This window comes from Providencia heimbachae ATCC 35613 (genome assembly GCF_001655055.1).
GTDB classification, from domain to species: domain Bacteria; phylum Pseudomonadota; class Gammaproteobacteria; order Enterobacterales; family Enterobacteriaceae; genus Providencia; species Providencia heimbachae.
Genome location: NZ_LXEW01000027.1, coordinates 61,848 through 82,637 on the forward strand (window position 1 = coordinate 61,848; position 20,790 = coordinate 82,637).

The 20,790-nt window shown below is 41.2% G+C and carries 18 protein-coding genes; 8 read left to right on the top strand and 10 right to left on the bottom strand.

What is annotated here, in order from left to right; translation table 11 throughout:
• The first annotated feature begins 467 nt into the window (after positions 1 to 467).
• From M998_RS09330 to prfH, 4 genes are all read left to right on the top strand, one after another.
• On the top strand, positions 468 to 1,820 hold the full coding sequence (locus tag M998_RS09330) for an APC family permease (RefSeq protein ID WP_068908581.1): 1,353 nt from the start codon (positions 468 to 470) through the stop codon (positions 1,818 to 1,820).
• A gap of 175 nt (positions 1,821 to 1,995) precedes the next feature.
• The gene (locus M998_RS09335; RefSeq protein ID WP_068439794.1) at positions 1,996 to 3,714 is read left to right on the top strand and encodes an amidohydrolase; all 1,719 of its coding nucleotides are present in this window, start codon (positions 1,996 to 1,998) and stop codon (positions 3,712 to 3,714) included.
• A gap of 392 nt (positions 3,715 to 4,106) precedes the next feature.
• Positions 4,107 to 5,240: an RNA ligase RtcB family protein gene (locus M998_RS09340; RefSeq protein ID WP_068908583.1), complete on the top strand. Its 1,134-nt coding sequence runs from the start codon at positions 4,107 to 4,109 to the stop codon at positions 5,238 to 5,240.
• 1 nt (position 5,241) lies between these two features.
• Entirely contained in the window at positions 5,242 to 5,850 is a 609-nt protein-coding gene (gene prfH / locus M998_RS09345; RefSeq protein ID WP_068908585.1) for a peptide chain release factor H, read from the top strand.
• Positions 5,851 to 5,914: 64 nt separating this feature from the next.
• On the opposite strand, the gene M998_RS09350 is transcribed toward prfH, so the two are convergent.
• From M998_RS09350 to lptM, 9 genes are all read right to left on the bottom strand, one after another.
• Positions 5,915 to 6,391 carry a prefoldin domain-containing protein gene (locus tag M998_RS09350; protein ID WP_068908586.1) on the bottom strand — a complete coding sequence of 159 codons (477 nt, stop codon included), beginning with the start codon at positions 6,389 to 6,391 and terminating at the stop codon, positions 5,915 to 5,917.
• Positions 6,392 to 6,574: 183 nt separating this feature from the next.
• Positions 6,575 to 7,159 carry a 2OG-Fe(II) oxygenase gene (locus M998_RS09355; protein WP_068908588.1) on the bottom strand — a complete coding sequence of 195 codons (585 nt, stop codon included), beginning with the start codon at positions 7,157 to 7,159 and terminating at the stop codon, positions 6,575 to 6,577.
• Between the two features lie 250 nt (positions 7,160 to 7,409).
• Positions 7,410 to 8,186, bottom strand: a complete 777-nt coding sequence (locus tag M998_RS09360) for a nucleotide exchange factor GrpE (protein ID WP_068908589.1) — start codon at positions 8,184 to 8,186, stop codon at positions 7,410 to 7,412.
• A 216-nt stretch (positions 8,187 to 8,402) separates the two neighbouring features.
• Entirely contained in the window at positions 8,403 to 10,565 is a 2,163-nt protein-coding gene (gene uvrD, locus M998_RS09365) for a DNA helicase II (RefSeq protein ID WP_068908591.1), read from the bottom strand.
• 76 nt (positions 10,566 to 10,641) lie between these two features.
• On the bottom strand, positions 10,642 to 11,358 hold the full coding sequence (gene yigB, locus M998_RS09370) for a 5-amino-6-(5-phospho-D-ribitylamino)uracil phosphatase YigB (protein WP_068439779.1): 717 nt from the start codon (positions 11,356 to 11,358) through the stop codon (positions 10,642 to 10,644).
• The gene (gene xerC, locus M998_RS09375) at positions 11,358 to 12,287 is read right to left on the bottom strand and encodes a tyrosine recombinase XerC (protein WP_068439774.1); all 930 of its coding nucleotides are present in this window, start codon (positions 12,285 to 12,287) and stop codon (positions 11,358 to 11,360) included. Before xerC ends, yigB begins: the two co-directional genes overlap by 1 nt.
• Positions 12,269 to 12,973 (bottom strand): DUF484 domain-containing protein, encoded by a 705-nt coding sequence (locus M998_RS09380; protein ID WP_068439771.1) that lies wholly within the window; start codon positions 12,971 to 12,973, stop codon positions 12,269 to 12,271. The genes xerC and M998_RS09380 overlap by 19 nt, the downstream gene beginning before the upstream one ends.
• Positions 12,974 to 12,997: 24 nt before the next feature.
• Positions 12,998 to 13,822 (bottom strand): diaminopimelate epimerase, encoded by an 825-nt coding sequence (dapF, locus tag M998_RS09385; protein WP_068439769.1) that lies wholly within the window; start codon positions 13,820 to 13,822, stop codon positions 12,998 to 13,000.
• Between the two features lie 20 nt (positions 13,823 to 13,842).
• Entirely contained in the window at positions 13,843 to 14,028 is a 186-nt protein-coding gene (gene lptM, locus M998_RS09390) for an LPS translocon maturation chaperone LptM (RefSeq protein WP_068439767.1), read from the bottom strand.
• A gap of 234 nt (positions 14,029 to 14,262) precedes the next feature.
• On the opposite strand from lptM, the gene cyaY reads away from it, so the two are divergent.
• Positions 14,263 to 14,580 (top strand): iron donor protein CyaY, encoded by a 318-nt coding sequence (gene cyaY / locus M998_RS09395; RefSeq protein WP_068439764.1) that lies wholly within the window; start codon positions 14,263 to 14,265, stop codon positions 14,578 to 14,580.
• Positions 14,581 to 14,632: 52 nt separating this feature from the next.
• On the opposite strand, the gene M998_RS09400 is transcribed toward cyaY, so the two are convergent.
• Positions 14,633 to 17,212 (bottom strand): class I adenylate cyclase, encoded by a 2,580-nt coding sequence (locus tag M998_RS09400; RefSeq protein WP_068908592.1) that lies wholly within the window; start codon positions 17,210 to 17,212, stop codon positions 14,633 to 14,635.
• A gap of 596 nt (positions 17,213 to 17,808) precedes the next feature.
• Between M998_RS09400 and hemC the strand changes: the two genes are divergently transcribed.
• The 3 genes from hemC to hemX are packed head-to-tail and all read left to right on the top strand — an operon-like array spanning position 17,809 to position 20,789.
• The gene (hemC, locus tag M998_RS09405) at positions 17,809 to 18,753 is read left to right on the top strand and encodes a hydroxymethylbilane synthase (protein ID WP_068439762.1); all 945 of its coding nucleotides are present in this window, start codon (positions 17,809 to 17,811) and stop codon (positions 18,751 to 18,753) included.
• Entirely contained in the window at positions 18,750 to 19,505 is a 756-nt protein-coding gene (locus tag M998_RS09410) for a uroporphyrinogen-III synthase (RefSeq protein WP_068908594.1), read from the top strand. Before hemC ends, M998_RS09410 begins: the two co-directional genes overlap by 4 nt.
• Before the next feature lie 3 nt (positions 19,506 to 19,508).
• The gene (gene hemX / locus M998_RS09415) at positions 19,509 to 20,789 is read left to right on the top strand and encodes a uroporphyrinogen-III C-methyltransferase (protein WP_068908596.1); all 1,281 of its coding nucleotides are present in this window, start codon (positions 19,509 to 19,511) and stop codon (positions 20,787 to 20,789) included.
• Position 20,790: the final 1 nt, after the last annotated feature.

Here is a 20,790-nt window from a genome sequence, read left to right on the forward strand (position 1 = left end):
ACAAGTAAAATCAATAAAATCAACACACTAATTCAATTTCAATCACCTTGATTTTATTCAAAAAATCGCTATTATTAACCTTATCTTAAATCCTCAAAAAACATCCCCACGAATCATAAAACAACCTGTTGAATTAAAAGAATTTATTTAATTTTTTCAATTAATGATTGCTTAATAGGAGCTTGGTAATTATATTGTACGCCGCTTGTATTCACCCCAGCGTGTGGCGATGGTCCGATTCATCACTGACGTTTCATTAAAGTGCGCACGATGATATTGATAAAATATATCCTGGTGCGAGGTTTTCTGAAATTGAATTCAATGCGTTTCGTTTTAAATTAAAAAAATAGTGTAGTGCTATAACTGAAGTGAGAATACTGACGTTATATGTCTGCATTTTAAGTTTGCTCCTCCTGTATATTCAGAAAGAGTTGACGTTGTGAAGGGCTTTTGGGAAGGGCTTCAAAATGCAACAGAATACTGTTCACATGAAACGTGTGCTAACCACACCTGCATTAGTTTTTTTCGGGCTGGCGTATATGGTGCCACTCGGAATTTTCACCACCTATGGACAAGTGACTGTATTAAGTGAAGGGCATCTGCCAATTGCTTATTTAATTACACTCGCCGCCGTCTTTTTCACTGCCATGAGTTATTGTCGTATGACAAGTGAGCTCCCACTTGCTGGGTCTGCTTATTCGTATGTACAAAAAACATTTGGCGGCACGCTCGGATTTTTAGTGGGTTGGGCACAATTGCTCGACTATCTGTTCTTGCCGATTATCAACTATATCGCTATTGGGATCTTCGTCCACGAAGCCTTCCCAAACATACCGATATACGTAATTATTTGCAGCACAATTACGATTGTTAGCCTGATGAATATTTTGGGTATCAAACTGGTATCCTCAATGAATATGCTAATCATATTGATGCAAATCGTCTTTATCGCCATTTTCTTATATTTGAGCGTTAAAACCTCTTTTGTGTTGGATGCTGATGCCTTACTTGCACCAATCACCGTGCTCTCATCGCAGGTGTCTGGTCTGTTTGCCGGTGCGGCAGTGTTGTGTTTAGCCTTCCTAGGCTTCGATGCAATTTCAACGATGGCAGAAGAAACTAAAGATGCCCGTAGCGCATTACCTAAAGCAATCCTATATACCGTTTTTATTGCAGGTACACTGTTTGTGGTGATTTCTTATAGCGCACACTTGGTTTATCCGATGTGGCAAGAGTTTATCCCAAACACAGATATTGCTAGCCTCGCGGTCATGAAACAAGTCGGTGGTGCAATGATGGCTTCAAGCTTCATCACGGCTTATGTCATCGGTGTTTTCGCCTCTGCAATGACCTCACAAGCCAGTATTGTACGAATTTTCTATGCTATGGGTCGTGATGGTGTATTACCGCGCTCAATCTTTGCTTATCTGCACCCGAGATTGAATACGCCAGTCTATTCGATCATCTTTGTTGCCATTGCTTCACTGCTTTCGCTGGTGTTATCCCTCAGTATGGTTGCATCAATGATTAGCTTTGGTGCGCTTATCGCCTTCACCTTTGTGAATTTATCGGTGATTAAGCATTTTTACATTGATCGTAAAGCACCGCTCGATAATACAAAAATTGTGACCTGCCTTATCATGCCATCCACGGGAGTTGTTTTAACGCTATGGCTATGGACAAGCCTTGATGCTGAAGCATTCAAAGTGGGCCTATGGTGGTTAGCCGCAGGTGCCGTTTATCTCGCCTTATTGACTCATGGCTTTACGCGTCGTCCACCTGCAATTTCTGACGATGAGACTAATATGATTATTAATTAATCATATATACCCAAAATAATTCGAATTGCTTGTAGCTACAGAGTGAAGATAACACCCAAGTAACTTGAAGCATGACGGGTATAAGCCTTATAGATGATTACGGGGGAGCACAGCCTTCCCCGTTATTTTTTTAGTTTTGGCTCAAAGTAAGAGCCCCTGATACAGACGGTTTAACATGAATAACAAAATTGCTGATGTCATTTACTTTAACGGTTATATCTACACCGCAGACAATCAAAATAGCGTTGTTGACGCAATCGCCTTGCAAGATGGCTATATTCTTGCGACAGGGACTTCTGATGAATTGCACCAATATGTTGGGCCAGAAACAGAAAGTATCGATTTAGAAGGCAAAATGATGATGCCTGGTATCATTGATGGGCATATGCATCCCTTTTGGGGAGGGGTTCAATTATTTGGTTGCCACCTCAACTATGAATCACTCAGCATCGACCAAATCCTTCAGCGCGTGCAAGATCACTTAGATAAAGACCCCCGTACAGGTGAAAATGACTGGCTCAAAGTGACAGCATGGTTACGTCAAGGCATGTTGCCTGCGGGCATTGATATGTACCGCGAAGATATGGACAAACTGAACACCCAGCGTCCTGTCGTCCTTTTCTCGAATGACTGCCATACGTTACTGGCAAATAGCCATGCATTAAACCTATTAGGGATCACCAAAGAAACCCCTGAGCCACCTGACGGTAAAATTGGTAAATATGAAAATGGCGAGCTAAACGGTATTCTCGAAGATGCACCCGCGATGCGTGCAGCTGATAGCATCGCCACTATCCGTGATGACCAAACTATTGAAGTCGCCGAGTTAGTACAAAAAGTTCTGAACCAGCAAGGTGTAACTACCGTGATGGATGCTCGTGTTTCCGAACAACAATTGGATGCTTTTTCGCAGCTTCAACAACGCGGTGACCTCACCGTTCGCTTCCAAGCCGCCCGAGAAATTACCCCTGATGAAACGCCAGATGTGGCTTCCGTCGCCGCCGCCGTTGATAAAGCCGTTGCTTTTGCTAAACAGTGGCACCAAGCCGATTGGACGCCAGAGCCGGGGATTGGTCTACGCAATATCAAAATGTTCGTCGATGGAGTTATGCAGTATCCAACGATGACCGCATCACTGTTACAACCATATCGTGTCAATAAAGGCACTGATATCGCCCCAAATTGGGTTGAAACAGATAACTTTGGCGACTTATATTTCACAGCTGAAATTCTTGATGAACTGATGGAAAAAATAGCGGCGGCAGGTTATGACCCGCATTTACATACGGTCGGTGAAGGTGCAGTTTCAATTGTTTTAGATGCGATAGAAAAAATGCGAGCTGCGCACCCTGAAAAAGATATTCGCCCAGGATTAGCCCATAATGAATTGGTTGATGCCAACGATTATGCGCGTTTTGCACGTTTGAAAACCATTGCCTGTCTTTCATTCCAATGGGCTGCACCAACACCTGAATTAGCAGCTTTCGAGCGTAATATGTTAGGTGAAGAGCGTTTTGAACAGTTAGAGCCTATCGCGAAATTCGTTGATGCGGGTGCTGTTGTGGCTTTTGGTAGCGACTGGCCTATTGATGATTTTGATGAATGGTACGATTTAAAAGTGGCGGCAACACGTCGAGGTCGCGATATTAATGGGCAAAAAGCACCAAGATTAGACAACGACCGTGATTTAACCGTAACTGAGGTTTTACGTTCTGCCACCATTGATTCTGCTTATGCACAGCATCGTGAAGAGGTTATCGGATCATTGGAAGCCGGTAAATTTGCCGATATGATCGTGCTTGATCGCAATGTATTTGAAATTCCCGCAGATGATATTGAAAATGTGAAAATATTACGCACCATTATTGGTGGTAAAACCGTTCATATTGCTTAGTGACTTTTCCATTGGCAATCAATACCTTCCAAACAGATCATTTTCGTTGCTCACTGATCTGTTTGGATAAAACTGTCTCTCGCTAGCTTAAAATAAAAACTGGAGAGACTTTTTATTTATATCAATCAAGTAGTTAAAAAAATTAACTCAAATTCCCTACCCACTGAATTTTTTAATAACTAAATATTGCTTGTAAAATGAAAAATATCTCGCTAACATCCGCAGCGTTTTCAAATCACATAAATTAACTGCAAGGAGGTTCATCATGACAACAACTAATCAAACTCTTTGCGGGCATATTCAGAAATAGTCACTCTCGTTAGTTCACTATCCTTTCTATTTTTTGCCTGCTAATCACCTTATTTTTCAATTAAAAAATGAGTTAATAGCTTATGGGCAATACCCTTCATTCTGTCAGCGAATACGTTAGTTATATCGCGACAGAAACAACATGGATTGAAACAAAAGCAATCCAACAATTACAAACAACAGCGAATTTGCCTGACATGGTATCCGTGGTTGGAATGCCAGATCTTCATCCCGGCCGTGGTTATCCTATTGGTGCAGCATTTTTTTCAACTAAGCGCTTTTATCCTGCCCTCGTCGGTAATGATATTGGCTGTGGAATGAGTCTATTTCAGACAGAGATTAAAAAATCCAAATTAAATTTAGATAAATTGGAAAAACAGCTCTCTGAAATGTCTGATGTGGCCTCTTTCCATTGGCTAGAAGAAAACGTCCCTGAGCAGATGAAATCGCATGATTTTATGGCATCACTTAGCTCTATTGGTGGCGGAAATCATTTTGCAGAGTTCCAAGTCGTGGATGAAATTCTCGATCCTCAACGATTTGAACAAAGTGGTTTAAACAAACAAAAACTATTACTTTTAGTTCACAGTGGGTCTCGCGGTTTAGGTCAGTCCATTTTACGCCAACACATTGAGCAACATAACCATCTTGGTCTTGATGAACAATCTGATGAAGCAAAATATTATTTACAAGCGCATCAAGACGCACTCAACTTTGCGCAATTAAATAGACAATTAATTGGTTTACGCATGATGCAGCAGGCTAAAACAATCGGGGAGCTAAGCTTAGATATCAATCATAACTTAGTCGAAGCCAGTACTTTTAATGGCATAAAGGGCTGGCTACACCGAAAAGGTGCCACACCATCTGATCGCGGATTTGTCATTATTCCTGGCTCTCGTGGAGATTACAGTTATCTAGTTGCCCCACACGCTACTGAAGTTAGTCTAAATTCTTTAGCCCATGGTGCGGGTCGCAAATGGATGAGAACTGAATGTAAAGGCCGCTTATCTCATCGCTACACCCCTGCTCAATTATCTCGGACAGCATTTGGCAGTCGCGTGATTTGTGCAAATAAACAATTAATTTATGAAGAAGCACCTCAATCTTATAAATCTATTGATACGGTGATTGAAAGCATGGTGAACATTGGCATTATCCAAGTCGTTGCTCGACTAAAACCCGTTGTGACCTATAAAACCAGCGGAGATTGTTGAAATGCTATTACAATTTTCATCCGCACAAGGTCCTGAGGAATGCTGCATAGCAGTAGAGAAGGCATTAGCCTGTTTTTTACAAGAGGCAAAAAACAATCATGTTACTGCTGATATATTAGAATCCTTCCCATCAAAAAAGGGTTTTAAGTCAGTATTAGTCTCATTCGATGGCGAACAAGCAGAAGCATTGGCTCAAGCGTGGTGTGGCACGATTCAATGGCAATGCCAAAGTCCACTGCGCCCACGCCATAAACGCAAAAATTGGTTTATGAGTGTGATACGTTTTTCAGCTATTTTGCCACTTGAGGAAAGTGAAATTGAGTTTGAATTTACTAAAGCACAAGGTGCCGGAGGACAGCATGTCAATAAAACATCTTCTGCGGTTAGAGCGAAGCATGTCGCAACCGGAATTACCGTAAAAGTTCAATCCGAGCGTAGTCAACATGCGAATAAAAGGCTAGCTAAGCAACTGATCCAATGGAAATTAAATGAACATCAATCACAACAGTTAAATGCTCTAGATAAGCAGCGGCATCATTCCCATTATCAAATTGAAAGAGGGAATGCGGTGATTGCATTTTCAGGAAAGGAATTTAAGCGGATCTCATAATACGCGATATCTACCAACCACGTTAATCTTAACGTGGTTGGTTTTTTTGGAATAGACTTTACTATTACGTGCAATATTGATAACCAAGTTCAATATCAGGTATACAAGAAACGTTTGAGCTAAAAAGTAAGTTTTGGTTGTGATTCTTTTCAAGATAAATATCTGATGAATATAATGTTGCGATTTGATCATTTAAATAATTAAAATTATCATAGGATTTATTTGGAACATGATTTGGAATGGCATCCCCTTTTTCATTCATTACAAATTCTATTTCAGCAATGTTATTTTGAATTTTTTCCTTCTGTTTTTCAAAATCTTCTATTTTACTTTTTATAAATTCAATTACGTACTCATCAGGTGTTTCTGAGTTAACTTCATCTCGAATTTGTTTTTCATTAAGTCTAATCAAAAAATTCATTTCTTCTAAATACGCTCTTTCGCTCGCTAATTGACTGATACAATCTTCGGTCGAACGTTCCCAAAATTCATTATGAGAACTCGAGGTTAAATCAATAACTTCATTTTCACTTATATCCATATAATTTATATCCTTATTATATATCCTTGATAATGGGAATAATTGATACTGTTTTTTATTTCGGCTGGAAGTTTTAAACTACCTGATTTTTGAGCATAAAAACTTAATACTTTATCTGATTATTTTATTTTTTATTCCAAGTTCAGCCTGCCCCTTTTCAGAGGCGGCGTATACGTAAAATAATTAAAGCGGTTTTTCAGTTAAAAACCAGCCAGCAATACTTTCACGCTTTTGGAGGGTAGGTAAAACTTCATGGGGGAAATCCTCTGACATAAAAAAGATCATGCGGCCTGAAAGCGGCTCAAGCTTTAGTAACTCATTACCTTGATGATCATACATAACCAATTCTCCGGCATCACTAGGTTGCCATAACTCATTCATATATAAAACAGTTGTGATTTTACGTCGCCCCTGTCCTTGAGGGTTATCGACATGTTTTTTATAAAAAGCTCCGTTTGGATAACAACAAAAATGGGTTTCAAAATCACGCAGCCCAATATAAAGCGCACAATTTAGTGCTTGGCGAATGTTCTCCATTTTATCCATATAACTTACGACAGGCTGACCCATTTCAGGCTCTAGCCAAATCGTCTGGTCACCACGGATTGTTTTGTTTCCTTGCAATGAGCCACGGTGCCCGATGCGGGCGTCTTGTAGACTCGTTGGAATACAGTTTTTAATCCCTTGAATTTCTGACAGGTTCAAGAAATCATCCCACACATACCAACCCTGAGTGGAAAGAGAATCAATAAGTTTATCAATTGACATGATGAATCTATGGAAGGATATTCGGTATAATTTTATACTTTAAAATCAAGAAAAGTTAAAATTAAAAACTCAAATCTTGAGGATTAAACTATTATATCAAAGCTTTTATCTAAAAAAACCTTACTTATCAAATGGTAATAGCCTACGTAATTTACAATCATTTGTTTGAATGAAAAAAACGCTCAAATACTGATGAGCGCCTAATATACAAATAAGATTATTGTTAATTACTAATTAAATTAATGCGTAATTAGTGTGTAATACCACACATTGCTGTTCTTCCCATACAGCGCTGAACACTTGCCGTGATAAGTGAGTTGTCTTGCATCTCAATGACGTTTTCTATCGTCGAACTGCCTTCCTGAGATTGTTTAAAATCAGCAGTTTGCTCGCTAAGTAATTCCATATTAACTGGCTCTGAGTAAGATGGCGTATATATTCCCCTTTCTTGCTGAGACATAGCCTCTTCCAGAGAGATATTCAAATTTTCTCTTTTAATACTTAAAATAGAATTATGAGCATCTTTTATCAATTCCATTTTCTCTTTATTTTCAGCATTAAAGTCATCAACTAAATTAGAAAGCATAATTTTCAATTCTTTGCCTATTCCATTAGATATATGGACATTTAGCTCTTGATTATTATAATTATATGATTTCGGAATTATATTTAACCATTCATTTAGGCTACCAATTTCTTCTAATAAATCATCCGAGCCATAATTAACATATTTATTATTAACTAAACTGCCTGAGTTTTCTTTTTCCCTATAAAAAGAGCGTATTATCTCACCAATTCCTTTGCTTTGACTTGTTATTTTAGATTCCATTCTGAATTTTATTTTATTTAAAACGCCATTTACATATTTCTTTAGACTATCCGGCGTTTGATTAATTATTTCTTTTTGTCTTTCCTCGAAATTACTTATAATCATACTCTCACGGGATAAAGAGTGAAAAAGATAATCGATATTTCTCTCTGCATTTTCAATTTTATTATTTAACATGTCTTTGCGTTGTATGTTCATATATTATCCTTAATTTATTTAGTTAACATTACCTAAACTAGATTACGTGAAGGCTTATATAAAAACAAATCAACAAATTATATAATTAAGAGTAATCAATAAATCGTTTATATGTTATATGTATAAAAAATAAATTTAGCAATAATTTATTAACTATAATATTCAGAATGTCATAAAAATAACTACCACTAAAAAATAATGGTAGTTATTTCTGAATTATAAATTCTCTAACCGTGCATACGAAGCCACCAACCACTTAATGCCTTGCCCTTGGAAAGCAATTTGCAGTCGGCAATGTTCTCCGCTTCCTTCCAAATTAACAATGGTTCCTTCACCAAATTTAGGGTGCATGACACGCTGGCCTAATGCATAGCCAGAATCATTTTGGCTCATAGGGGTACCAAGGCGTTGATGGCTAACAGGTCGCGAAACCGTCGCTCTTAGACGCACTTCTTCGACGCATTCTGTTGGAAGCTCACCAATAAAACGCGAGGGCCGATGATAAACTTCTTTACCATATAAGCGACGGCTTTCCGCATAGGTAATCGTCAGCTTCTGCATTGCACGTGTAATACCCACGTAAGCTAAGCGGCGCTCTTCTTCAAGTCGCCCACTTTCATCCATCGACATTTGGCTAGGAAACATGCCTTCTTCCATGCCAACAATAAACACCACTGGGAACTCCAAACCTTTCGCCGAGTGTAACGTCATTAATTGCACAGCATCTTGATTAGCATCCGCTTGGCTTTCACCTGACTCCAATGCCGCATGGGATAAAAATGCCTGTAATGGCATTAAATCTAGGTCTTCATCTTGATAGCTAAAGTCACGAGTCGCATTAACTAACTCTTCCAAGTTTTCAATTCGCGCTTGGGCTTTTTCGCCTTTTTCTTGCTCATACATTGCGCGCAAACCTGAATCCTTGATCACCCTATCTGCTTGTACATGCAAAGGCATTTCTTGGGTTTCTTTTGCTAATGCATCGACTAACTCTAAGAAACGCTCAATAGCCGCTGCGGCTCGCCCACCTAGCACCTGTTCGCGCAGTAAGTACTCACAACTTTCCCATAAGGTTAATTGTTGGCTACGTGCTGTCTGGCGGACTGTATCTAACGTACGCTCGCCAATACCCCGAGTTGGCGTATTGACCACTCGCTCAAAAGAGGCATCATCATTACGGTTAGCGATCAACCTCAAATAGGAAAGTGCATCTTTGATTTCTTGGCGCTCGAAGAAACGTTGACCACCATAAATACGATATGCCATCGAAGTTTGGATTAAGGCTTCTTCCAATACACGGGATTGAGCATTGCTCCGATAAAGCATGGCACAATCTTTTAGTGCGCCACCATTTTCATGCCATTGTTTAATACGACCAACCACATAACGCGCTTCGTCTAATTCATTGAATGCACAATAAAGGGAAATTGGCTCGCCATCACTCCCGTCGGTCCAAAGATTTTTACCGAGTCTATCGCTATTATGCGCAATCAAAGCATTCGCAGCTTTCAAAATATTATTGGTAGAGCGGTAATTTTGTTCAAGGCGAATGGTTTCTGCGCCCGGAAAATCATTTAAAAAACGTTGAATATTTTCGACTTGAGCACCACGCCAGCCATAGATTGACTGATCGTCATCACCCACGATGATCACTTTACCCGTATCACCGGCGAGTACACGTATCCACGCATATTGGATGCTATTGGTATCTTGAAATTCGTCAACTAAGATGTTGGTAAAGCGCTCACGATAATGCTGTAATACATGAGGTTTGTTTAGCCACAATTCATGGGCTCGTAATAATAATTCAGCGAAATCCACGAGTCCTGCTCTGTCACAGGCTTCTTGATAGGCTTGGTACACCTTCTGCCATGTCGCTTCAATCGGATTACCATAGCTTTCAATGTGCTGCGGACGTAAACCTTCATCTTTTTTACCATTGATGTACCACATACCTTGCCGTGGAGGCCACTGCTTTTCATCAAGGTTCATTGCTTTTAATAAGCGACGAATTAAACGGTATTGATCATCACTGTCTAAAATTTGGAAATCTTGTGGTAAGTTTGCATCCATATAGTGTTGACGCAATAAGCGATGCGCTAAGCCATGGAATGTACCAATCCACATGCCACCTTCGCTTGTACCAATCAATTGATTGATTCGATGACGCATTTCTGCTGCAGCTTTATTGGTAAAAGTGACTGCCATAATGGAATAGGGAGACGCATTCTCAACCGACATCAGCCAGGCAATTCGATGCACCAACACGCGAGTTTTACCACTTCCCGCACCAGCAAGTACGAGTAAATTGGTACGCGGGGCGGCAACCGCTTCGCGCTGTTTGTCATTTAGACCTTCGAGCAGATAAGAGACGTCCATAGTTACCATCAAAGCAGGACAGTGGTTTGAAGATCGAAAGAACTTAACACCACTGTGTTTTTATACAGAAAATTGATTATACCAATGATAAGAGAGAAGCCAACTGAGAAATTTCAACGTGAGGTAATAAACGTACATCTTTCTCTTTCATCAGTGTTTTATTGCAAGGATTAATCCAGCAAGCTTGCATACCGCTTTTAATTGCGCCTTCGACATCGGTTATTAAATTATCACCCACATGTAAAATGGCATGAGGTTCTATTTCTAAACGCTGCGCCGCAAGGCGATACATATCACAAAATGGCTTTGAGCGCCCATCGGGGCCCGCTTTCAATACAAACTGAAAATAATCACCCAGTCCACAAGCCTCAGGCTCAGCATTACCATTGGTAATGGCAACTAAAGGGACTTTTTTTGCTAATAGCGCCAATGTTTCATGGGTCGATACAGGCACTTCTATTTGATTTCGCCAGTAAGTAAAGTGCGCCATAATCGCATCAGCCCCTTTTAAAGCATCTTCTTTACTGTATCCATAATGGCAAAACATCATTTTGGATGATAACCAGCGCCAACGGGTAATATCGTGGCAAATATCGGGTTCTTGCTCAGCAACAATATGCCGAAAGGTGTATAAATCATTATTTTCAAAATGACTAAAACGTGGATCGTATTCACGCACAAAGCGTAAAACCTCTTCTTCCGTTTTATCAATAACTGGATGGTTGTCGTAAAGCGTGTCATCCAAATCAAATGTAATCGCCTTAATTGGCGAAAGTGGGCGGTAAAAATGCATTAAGGTTTCTCCCTCTTTGCTCTTGGATGAGCCACATCATAAACGCTTGCGAGGTGCTGGAAATCAAGGTGGGTATAGATTTGTGTCGTCGAGAGATTCGCATGGCCGAGAAGTTCCTGCACACCACGTAGATTACCACTTGATTCAAGAATATGCGTCGCAAAAGAATGGCGTAATTTATGGGGATTAATATGGCTGTTAACCCCTTGTTTTATGCCCCATTGCTCAAACCGTTTTTGTACATTTCGATTTGAAATTCGCTTACCACTTTGGGTTGAGATAAATACCGCGCCATCTTCCGGATCATAAAGCTCACGCATTTCTAACCAGCGTTTCAGCCAACTCACTGCGGTTTTACCAACTGGAATTTTGCGCTCTTTACTGCCTTTCCCCATCACCAATACTTCACCAAGATCAAGGTCAAGATGCTTTACATCTAGCCCTACAAGCTCAGATAAACGTAACCCCGCACCATACATCACTTCTAGCATGGTTCTATCACGCACAACGAGGGGGTCGCCGCTATCCATATTCAATAATTGAAAAACTTCATCGACATCCATGTTCTTAGGAAGTCGTTTTTTCGCTTTAGGGGCTTGAATGCTTTTAACGGGGTTAGCCGGAAGCTCGCCTTGCTGTACCATCCAATCACAAAAACTTCTAAGCGATGACAACCGTAATGCCATACTCGCGGCTTGCAGCCCTGTTCGACGGCTTTTAGCGGCAACATTGCGCGCAATTGCGGTGTCCAGTTGCTGCCACTGTGTCACTTTTAATTCTGAGAGTATTTGAGTAACGGCGCTCAGTTGGCGACGATAATTGGTGATAGTGACAGGGCTAAGTCTACGTTCAACACGCAAGTAACGTAAAAAGGCTTCAATTTGATCATCCAGCCCATTAGGCTGAATACTTACAGACGTTCTATCCATCGGCATAATAACCTCGGCAGAATTTGAGCAACTTTTTCCAGCATTACCGTCCCCATACCCTGCTGATAATGCTCACGGTCGCGGCTAGTAAAAATGACCATACCAGACTCACCATGGTGGCCAAATAATGAAATTGCGACAGAGCCAACATTGAGCGCTTCAGGTATAAGCAATTGAAGTTCAGGCCCATTTAATCGCCCAAGATAATTCATCTTATCACCAAAACGTTGTATCCGAACCGATTCAAAAACACGCCGAGAGATTACCAGCTGATGTGCATCTAATGGCGCAGCAAGCCGCCAGCAATCACTAAATAACCGGACAGATGCGCTTGCAAGGCCTAATTTTCGAGCCCAACGATTTAAGCAGAGCAACATTTCTTGCAAGCTGTCGGCAGATGACATTTCAATAACCAAAAACAACAGCTCATCAAAGAGCTGTCCGTTTTCGTGTGCTTGTTCCACCATAAAGCGGATATCTTGTTCTAATTCTTTAATTTTTATCCGTTGACGGCGCATCACTAATTCAGGCAATGAAATGGCATCTTGTACAACATGTGGAACCTTGATGAGTTCAACAAGTGGCGCATTGCGCAGAAAAAAATAAGGATTTTCCTTTAAATATTGCACCACATCGCATTCATCAATCTGATCAACACGCTTTGGCACTATTTCCGTTTTATCCATTATTATCCTCTTTGTTTATCAAGATTAAATTTGGATCACGCCATCATAAACATGTGTTGCAGGTCCCGTCATATAGAGCGGGGTTCCCGGACCATCCCAGCTAATATCAAGAGACCCACCAGGTAAATCAACACGAACACGCTTGCCTAATAAGCCTTGGCCAATACCAACGGCAACCGCCGCACACGCACCACTACCACAAGCTTGTGTTTCACCCGCACCACGTTCATAAACCCGTAAGCGGATATGCTCTGCATTCACAACTTCCATGAAACCGATATTTGCACGTTCAGGGAAACGTTCATGGCTTTCAAGTGCGGGTCCTAATACTTCGACTTCGGCTGTGTGTATGCTTTCAACTTGGATCACACAGTGTGGATTTCCCATAGAAACCACGCCACATAGCACTGTACGTTCTTGTGCTCGAATAATATAGGTCTTTTCAGCCTTTACTGCGCGGAAAGGAACTTTCTGTGGCTCGAAATCAGGTTCACCCATGTTGACACAGACATCATCATTTTCATTGATGGTTAAGGTCATGCGGCCAGATTGTGTGCTGACTTTTATTTTTTGCTTATTCGTTAACCCTTTTAGGCGAACAAAGCGAGCGAAACAACGTGCGCCATTGCCACATTGTGAGACTTCACTCCCATCGGCATTGAAAATGCGGTAATGAAAATCGAGGTCAGGGTCATAAGGCGCTTCAACAAGCAGTAACTGGTCAAAACCTATACCTGTATGCCGATCAGCAAGACGGCAAATGAGTTCGGGCGAAAAATAAACGTTCTGCGTCACGCCATCGACCACCATGAAATCATTACCTAAGCCATGCATTTTAGAAAATTGCATTTCTCGCTCCATAGCGCCAACTATGACTTAGTTGTAGCTTGAGCAGGCGCTTTTTCAGCGCTGCTTTGTGCTTTAGGTTGCACATCAGACGTTTGAGCAGGCGCAGCTTGCTCTTCTGGCGGAAAATAGAGTGGGCCCTTTAAGCCGCAACCAGAGAGGGTAAATAACATAATAAGCGCACTAAGCCCGAATAAACTTTTTTTCATTATATTTCGCCTGTAATACTCATTTTAACATCTGATATTTTTACACAATAACAGGTGTGACTTCTCAAATCACGCCTGTTTATCAAGCATGTTCACATTATATACTCTAGCCTAAATTTAATCTGAAAATTTTAACCGCTCTCGCTAGATTGACCCCACTAGACATTCCCACCTATAATTTTAAGTAACTATAATAATTTCAATTAAATAATTGTGAGCAATAGGAAGTTAACCGTGAATGACAGCGAATTTCATCAATTAGCAGAACAGCTACTCAGCTCGATTGAAGAGCATATCGATAATTACGAGGGTGACGCAGATATTGATTGCGAGATTAATGGTGGCGTAATGACACTTACTTTTGAAGATGGCAGTAAAATCATCATCAACAAACAAGAGGCTTTTCACCAAATTTGGCTCGCAACAAAGCAAGGTGGGTATCACTATAGCTATAAAAATAATGAATGGATTTGTGACCGTTCTGGCCAAGAATTTAAAGGAGTGTTAGCAAACGCAATCGCTTTTCAAAGCCAAGAACCGTTTTCTTTCTAATTATTTTTCTGAGGAAATAGACGAAGTAAACCCAATGATTTCCTTCAGTTTACTAATAAAAATGTGCTTGAGGATGACCTGACTGCCTCAAGCGCAGCTCATGGCTCATTAGTTTATCGTTATCTTCTTCTACAGCAAAAGGCCAAGTTACTCCAGAAAATGCAATTACCTGACTTTTACCATCTTGATCCACAATTTGGTAAAACTGTGGCAAGTTGAAATTGATAAAATTAGCGCCATACGTAAAGCGATCATGGGACGACGAATAAAATTTACTGACATCACGAACGAGATCTTCTTTAGACCCTTCACAATGAGAATAAATTTCGACGCGATTAGCTTCATCTAGCACGTAAATATTAAAACCGCTGTTATCTGGCATATTTTCAAAGAAAAACTGCACAATACCTTCACTGGCATAGCCATCCACTACCGCAGGTAAATGATTTTCACCTTTCGCTTGTAACTTAACTGGCCATCCATGCAGTTTGTTATAGGAAATTGCCCCATAAAACTCAACGGCATTTTCTAATTTTTGAACTGACACATTGAGGCGTTCAAAGAAAAGCCCCCAAGTCTGACCCGCGATACGTAAGGCTTTAAAACGACCTGGATCATGACGATTACTTGATAAGCGCAATTCGACACATTCAGAGATCAACTGCTGAACACGTGTACGGATCAAGCCTCGCAGATGTTCACTATAGCAAAAAACTTCCACCGCCTCTGGCGGAGAGGCATCTTGATGCATTTTACCCAAAATGGTTTTCAATGCTTCTAACATGCACTGCTCACCACTAAAATGAAGGGTTCTCACCTCATTCCATGAGTTGCGATAAAGCAAATCAATACTACCAATTAAACACTGCTGCGTTTCACCAAAGCTAAAAATATCTAACTTTCTAAAATCCACATGCACAACCTGTTCAGAATAGACCTGTGTTGGGTCTTTTTCTAAGTTAACGATAATGGCTAAGTGGCGGATTTCACATGGACTATATAAGGCTTTTGGTGTTGGTGCAGGCAACCTAATGGGGAAATGGCTTGAAACATCATGCATCAGCTCAAGTAACTTTCTTTCATCGCACTGGGATTGCCCATTATGCATATACACTTGAGTTGATTCAGTTAATAACCCATTGAAATACGCCCACGCCACTAATTTATTAAGATAGCGGTTATATTCCAATGGCTGATGACCAATGATGGTATCAATATTTGGTGCTTGATTATACAGGTACCAACCGCTGCGATTTGCTCGGCCTTGCGGTACATAGATAAAAGTAAGATGTGGCTCACTTAAATCAGGCGATATCTGTGGATTTACCAAAGTAACTTTGCCAGGTAATGCTTCAAAAGCGGCATATAATTTACGGGTTAATACCCCAATATCTTGCGGGCTTGCACTAACACTTAAATTATTACGGCGAGCAAAACGAATTAAGTTACGATAGCTTTGCATCATGGTATCAAGTAATTCGTTATGGGCTTGGCGAACTCGCTCAATCTTCCACTGATTACGCGTATCTAACAATGCTAAACGCTCTGTGCCCCAACCCCATGACTCAACAAGTTGTGATAAAACATCACGACGCCAACCCGCGCATTGGTTGTCATCATCTTCAGAGAGTTTTTCACAGACTTTGAGGTAGAAGCAGCGGCGGATAAGGTCAAGGCGGGTTAAATCATTAATTTCGACTAGGTAGCGTGTTACGCGCTCTAGCATTAAGCAATACGAATCCAAGCCATAACAGACAATTTCACCCGCGTGTAAATGACGTTTAAATTCCATCGCCAACAGTTTACCGTGAGGATAATCCCATGAATAAGATTCAAGCAAAATACTTTTTAAAACCGCTTTATAAGGGGAGTCGACACTCTTATACAGTTGCCACAAACTCGCACCAAAATACTCAGCGGCAGATAATTCACCTAACCCACCGAGATCTAACCACTCATTTGGCGTAAGCACACCTTGAGCATAAAGCCCCATGACATACTCATCGTAATTCGGTTCTTCTTCAACTGGCACCATTGTCCATAGCAACCGTTTACCGGCCATACGCACCGCAGTACGGTAAAATTCATCTAACAATAAAATATGCTGAGTTGAACCGCAGTTTTCGCCACCAATATGCCCGCTTGCGTTATGACGAAAGCGGTTTTCATCAATAAGAAAAACGGTTACATCAATTCCTAAAGACGCTGCCCACTGCTCAATTAAAGTGCATTTTTTTTGTAGGAAACGCTTTTCTTCGTTATCGAGCCATGATGGATGACATACCCAAACATCAATATCGGAACATTGGCTTTGACCAATTGAAGAGGTACTGCCCATGGAGTAAATGCCCGTGATCGGCAATTCGCCATTGGCTTGTGGTTCGACAGTAAGGAATCGTTCAAATTGTTCCAACCATTTGTTCTGTTCTGCATCAGGGGAGAAAAAACAAACACCATGAGGAACATTACCTTCAATAAAACCAGGCATCATTGGATGATGATAGTGAAACAAGACAGGCAGCAGGCTATACACCTTCGAAAAGGTTTCGTTCATAGACGCTGTCGCGCGTTCCAACCTAAGTTGGTTTATCGCATCAAGTCTTTGTTTTAAGGTTTCGATATAGAGATACAAAGGTTACGCCTGACTGAATGAGAGACAAACAAATCTGGGACTTTCCCCAGCACCCAACAGATAGAGATAAATTTAAAGTAATTTTCAAATGGATTGTCGGAAACGTGATCAATTTAACACCTTGCATCAAAAGGGTAAAGTAGATCACATAATTTTTTCCGCTTATTTTTGATACAAAATGCTTTTCAACATATTGTATAAAAAGACTTTTTATTTTTTATAACACCGGAATATCCCTTGTTTTTCAATGGAATAATGACAACCCGACTCATCGTTTAATAAAACAACCAAATAAAATGAGAGTAAGGACAATGCGCACGCTGTCTATGCTTGAACGCTTCAACACAAATTAATGTCAAATTACACTTTTCTCGCCGATTTTAGAGCACAATTAGCTAAAGAAATGTATTTAATGCGCCTATTTTCTTCCTTAATTAGGAGCGAGTCCCCTCCCTGCCCCTCATCCTGACAAAAAAGAGGACACATAATCGTATTGACCCTTTTGTGTCCAACTGGAAAAAATATCGCTAACATGTTAAAACTGACGCTAAATGTATGGTTAATCTGCGGCGATATTCGCCTGAGAAAACAGCGAAATGACAGCTATCAATATTGTACGTATTGCAACACGCAAAAGCCCTTTAGCGCTGTGGCAAGCGTATTTTGTAAAACAAAAATTAGAGCAACTTCATCCTAACGTACAAGTTGAACTTGTCCCTATGGTGACAAAAGGCGATATCATTCTTGATACTCCATTAGCAAAAGTTGGTGGTAAAGGCTTATTTGTCAAAGAATTAGAACTTGCATTACTCGAAGATCGTGCTGATATTGCAGTACATTCCATGAAAGATGTTCCTGTTGAGTTTCCTGAAGGACTCGGTTTAGTGACCATCTGTGAGCGTGAAGATCCCCGCGATGCCTTTGTTTCTAATCACTATGCCAATATTGACGATTTACCTGTCGGTAGTATTGTTGGAACATCAAGTTTACGTCGCCAATGCCAATTAAGAGAACAGCGCCCAGACCTCGTTATTCGTGATTTACGCGGTAATGTAGGTACTCGTCTCTCTAAACTCGATAACGGCGAGTATGATGCCATTATCCTTGCAGTGGCAGGCCTCAAACGTTTAGGTTTAGAAGAGCGAGTACGTGCCGCTCTTGAGCCTGAGCAATCTTTACCCGCAGTGGGTCAAGGTGCTGTCGGTATCGAATGCCGTTTAAATGATGAAAAAACGCAAGCATTGCTAGCTAAGCTAAATGATGACACCACCTCAGTGTGTGTTCTCGCTGAGCGGGCCATGAACATGCGACTGGAAGGCGGATGCCAAGTTCCTATTGGTAGTTATGCTATCTGGCAAGGTGACAAAATTTGGCTTCGAGCGCTTGTTGGCGCTCCTGACGGGAGTGTTATTATTCGAGGCGAGCGCCTCAGCACACCTGAACATGCAAACCAAGCGGGTATTGAGTTAGCGGAAGAACTTCTTGAGCGTGGTGCACGAGAAATTTTAGCGGAAGTCTATCAAGGAAATCCACCTGCATGAGAGTCCTCGTCACCCGCCCTGAAGCCACCAGCTCAGAGCTGATAGCAGCGATCAACGCCATCGGAGGCGAGGCCTATGCCTCCCCCTTGATCAGCATTGGTCCGGGTGCCGAACTTTCTCAACTTATCGCTAAGCTCAATAATTTAGAGAATAGTGACTTAGTCTTTCTTTTATCCAAAAATGCAGTCTGGTATGCAAATTTAACCCTTGAACAAGCAGGACGTAACTGGTCAGATAAGTTATCCTACTACGGTATAGGCCGCTCAACCGGACAGTATTTTCAGCGAACAACGGGGCAAACAATCTGTTGGGCTGATCATGGAGAAACCAGCGAAATACTCCTCACGCTGCCTGAACTTCAGTTTTTAGAAGGTAAACGTGCCTTATTATTGCGCGGTAATGGCGGCCGAGAGCTCCTTGCTTCAACTCTCAGAGCAAGGGGGGCACAAGTTGACTATTGCGAGTGCTATGCAAGACACCCCGTTTATTATGAAAAAACGGCATTTAACCAAAAATGGTCTCAAGCCAACATTAGCGATATTGTGATCACCAGCGGTCAAATGTTAACCTTACTAAATGAATTAATTGCTGAAGACATCAAAGAGTGGTGGTTTTCCCGCCGACTCATTGTCGTCAGTGAACGGATTGCAGACCAAGCCCGACAAAGTGGATGGCACAGGGTCTGTGTAGCGAATAGCGCAGATAATAATGCTTTACTAGAAGCGTTAATTTCAACCGATATGGGATGCTAATTTATGACGGAACAAGAAAAAACTACCGAAACGGCTAACGATGAAAAGGTTGCAGATAAACAAGATCGCCGCCAAGTAAAACCGGCTTCGGAACAAAAACGTTCTGGTCTGGTAGTTGGCATCATTGCCATTGCTATCATCATCGCTATTGGTGGCAGCCTTTATTACTTTAATCAACAAAACAATAGCACGTTAGTAAATGAAAACAATGTGTTGAAACAGCAGCTCAATGAGTTAATTGAACAACAAAATACCGATAGCCAACGTTTAGATGCACTGATTGCCGCGAATTCAGAACTGCGTAATCACGCCCGTGAATATGAAGAACAATTAAATCGCCGCATGCAAGAATTACAAGCACATGTTACTGCGCTTTCAAGTACGGATGTGAAAAGTTGGCTAATCGCACAGGCTGACTTCATGGTGAAAATGGCTGGCAGAAAACTGTGGAATGACCATGACCCAGTGACCGCTGCCGTGCTTCTGAAAAGCGCGGATAACAGCTTAGCTGAGATGAACGACCCGAGTCTATTGGATATCCGTAAATCTATTAATAATGATATTGGTCGGTTAGCTGCCATCAACCAAGTTGATTATGATGGTATCATTTTACGCCTCAATCAGCTGAGTAACGAAGTAGATAACTTGCGCTTAGCTGATTTAAATAGCGGTGATGCAAAATCGGATGATAACAGCGGCGAAGTCAGTGAAGATATTTCTGATTGGAAGCAAAACTTATCTCGCAGTTGGAAAAGTTTCACCAGTGACTTTGTCACGGTCCGTGCTCGTGATGGTTCAGAAGCGCCGTTGCTCGCACCGAATCAAGACATCTATCTGCGTGAAAACATTCGTTCCCAATTACTGATTGCAGCTCAAGCCGTACCCCGTTATCAAGAAGAAACGTATAAACAATCCCTTGAGCAAGCGTCTACTTGGGTTAGGGCTTACTTTGATGTAGATGCCCCAGCGACAAAAGCCTTTTTATCTGAAATCGACGATTTAATTAACCAGCCGATTGCAACTGAAATGCCAGAAGCGCTGGAAAGCCAAGCAAAACTTGAAAAATTAATGCAAACACGTGTCCGTAGCTTACTTTCACAAACAAATGATGGTGCCGTTGATGCAAGCGATACCATTGAAGCGGCCTCAGATGCAGCCAAAGCCGCAACGGATGTAGCTGATACTACCATTCCAGAAGATGCACAAACCCAAGCCGTAGAGCCGCAAAAGGAAGCTAAATCAGCGCCAATTGAGGCGGCACAGCCTACTGAGAACAAGGGGTAAC

Bases quoted from the DNA above. Each gene is read 5' to 3' on its own strand.
- M998_RS09330 (WP_068908581.1), top strand. From the start codon at position 468: ATGCAACAGAATACTGTTCACATGAAACGTGTGCTAACCACACCTGCA.
- M998_RS09335 (WP_068439794.1), top strand. From the start codon at position 1,996: ATGAATAACAAAATTGCTGATGTCATTTACTTTAACGGTTATATCTAC.
- M998_RS09340 (WP_068908583.1), top strand. From the start codon at position 4,107: ATGGGCAATACCCTTCATTCTGTCAGCGAATACGTTAGTTATATCGCG.
- prfH (WP_068908585.1), top strand. From the start codon at position 5,242: ATGCTATTACAATTTTCATCCGCACAAGGTCCTGAGGAATGCTGCATA.
- M998_RS09350 (WP_068908586.1), bottom strand. From the start codon at position 6,391: ATGGATATAAGTGAAAATGAAGTTATTGATTTAACCTCGAGTTCTCAT.
- M998_RS09355 (WP_068908588.1), bottom strand. From the start codon at position 7,159: ATGTCAATTGATAAACTTATTGATTCTCTTTCCACTCAGGGTTGGTAT.
- M998_RS09360 (WP_068908589.1), bottom strand. From the start codon at position 8,186: ATGAACATACAACGCAAAGACATGTTAAATAATAAAATTGAAAATGCA.
- uvrD (WP_068908591.1), bottom strand. From the start codon at position 10,565: ATGGACGTCTCTTATCTGCTCGAAGGTCTAAATGACAAACAGCGCGAA.
- yigB (WP_068439779.1), bottom strand. From the start codon at position 11,358: ATGCATTTTTACCGCCCACTTTCGCCAATTAAGGCGATTACATTTGAT.
- xerC (WP_068439774.1), bottom strand. From the start codon at position 12,287: ATGGATAGAACGTCTGTAAGTATTCAGCCTAATGGGCTGGATGATCAA.
- M998_RS09380 (WP_068439771.1), bottom strand. From the start codon at position 12,973: ATGGATAAAACGGAAATAGTGCCAAAGCGTGTTGATCAGATTGATGAA.
- dapF (WP_068439769.1), bottom strand. From the start codon at position 13,822: ATGCAATTTTCTAAAATGCATGGCTTAGGTAATGATTTCATGGTGGTC.
- lptM (WP_068439767.1), bottom strand. From the start codon at position 14,028: ATGAAAAAAAGTTTATTCGGGCTTAGTGCGCTTATTATGTTATTTACC.
- hemC (WP_068439762.1), top strand. From the start codon at position 17,809: ATGACAGCTATCAATATTGTACGTATTGCAACACGCAAAAGCCCTTTA.
- M998_RS09410 (WP_068908594.1), top strand. From the start codon at position 18,750: ATGAGAGTCCTCGTCACCCGCCCTGAAGCCACCAGCTCAGAGCTGATA.
- hemX (WP_068908596.1), top strand. From the start codon at position 19,509: ATGACGGAACAAGAAAAAACTACCGAAACGGCTAACGATGAAAAGGTT.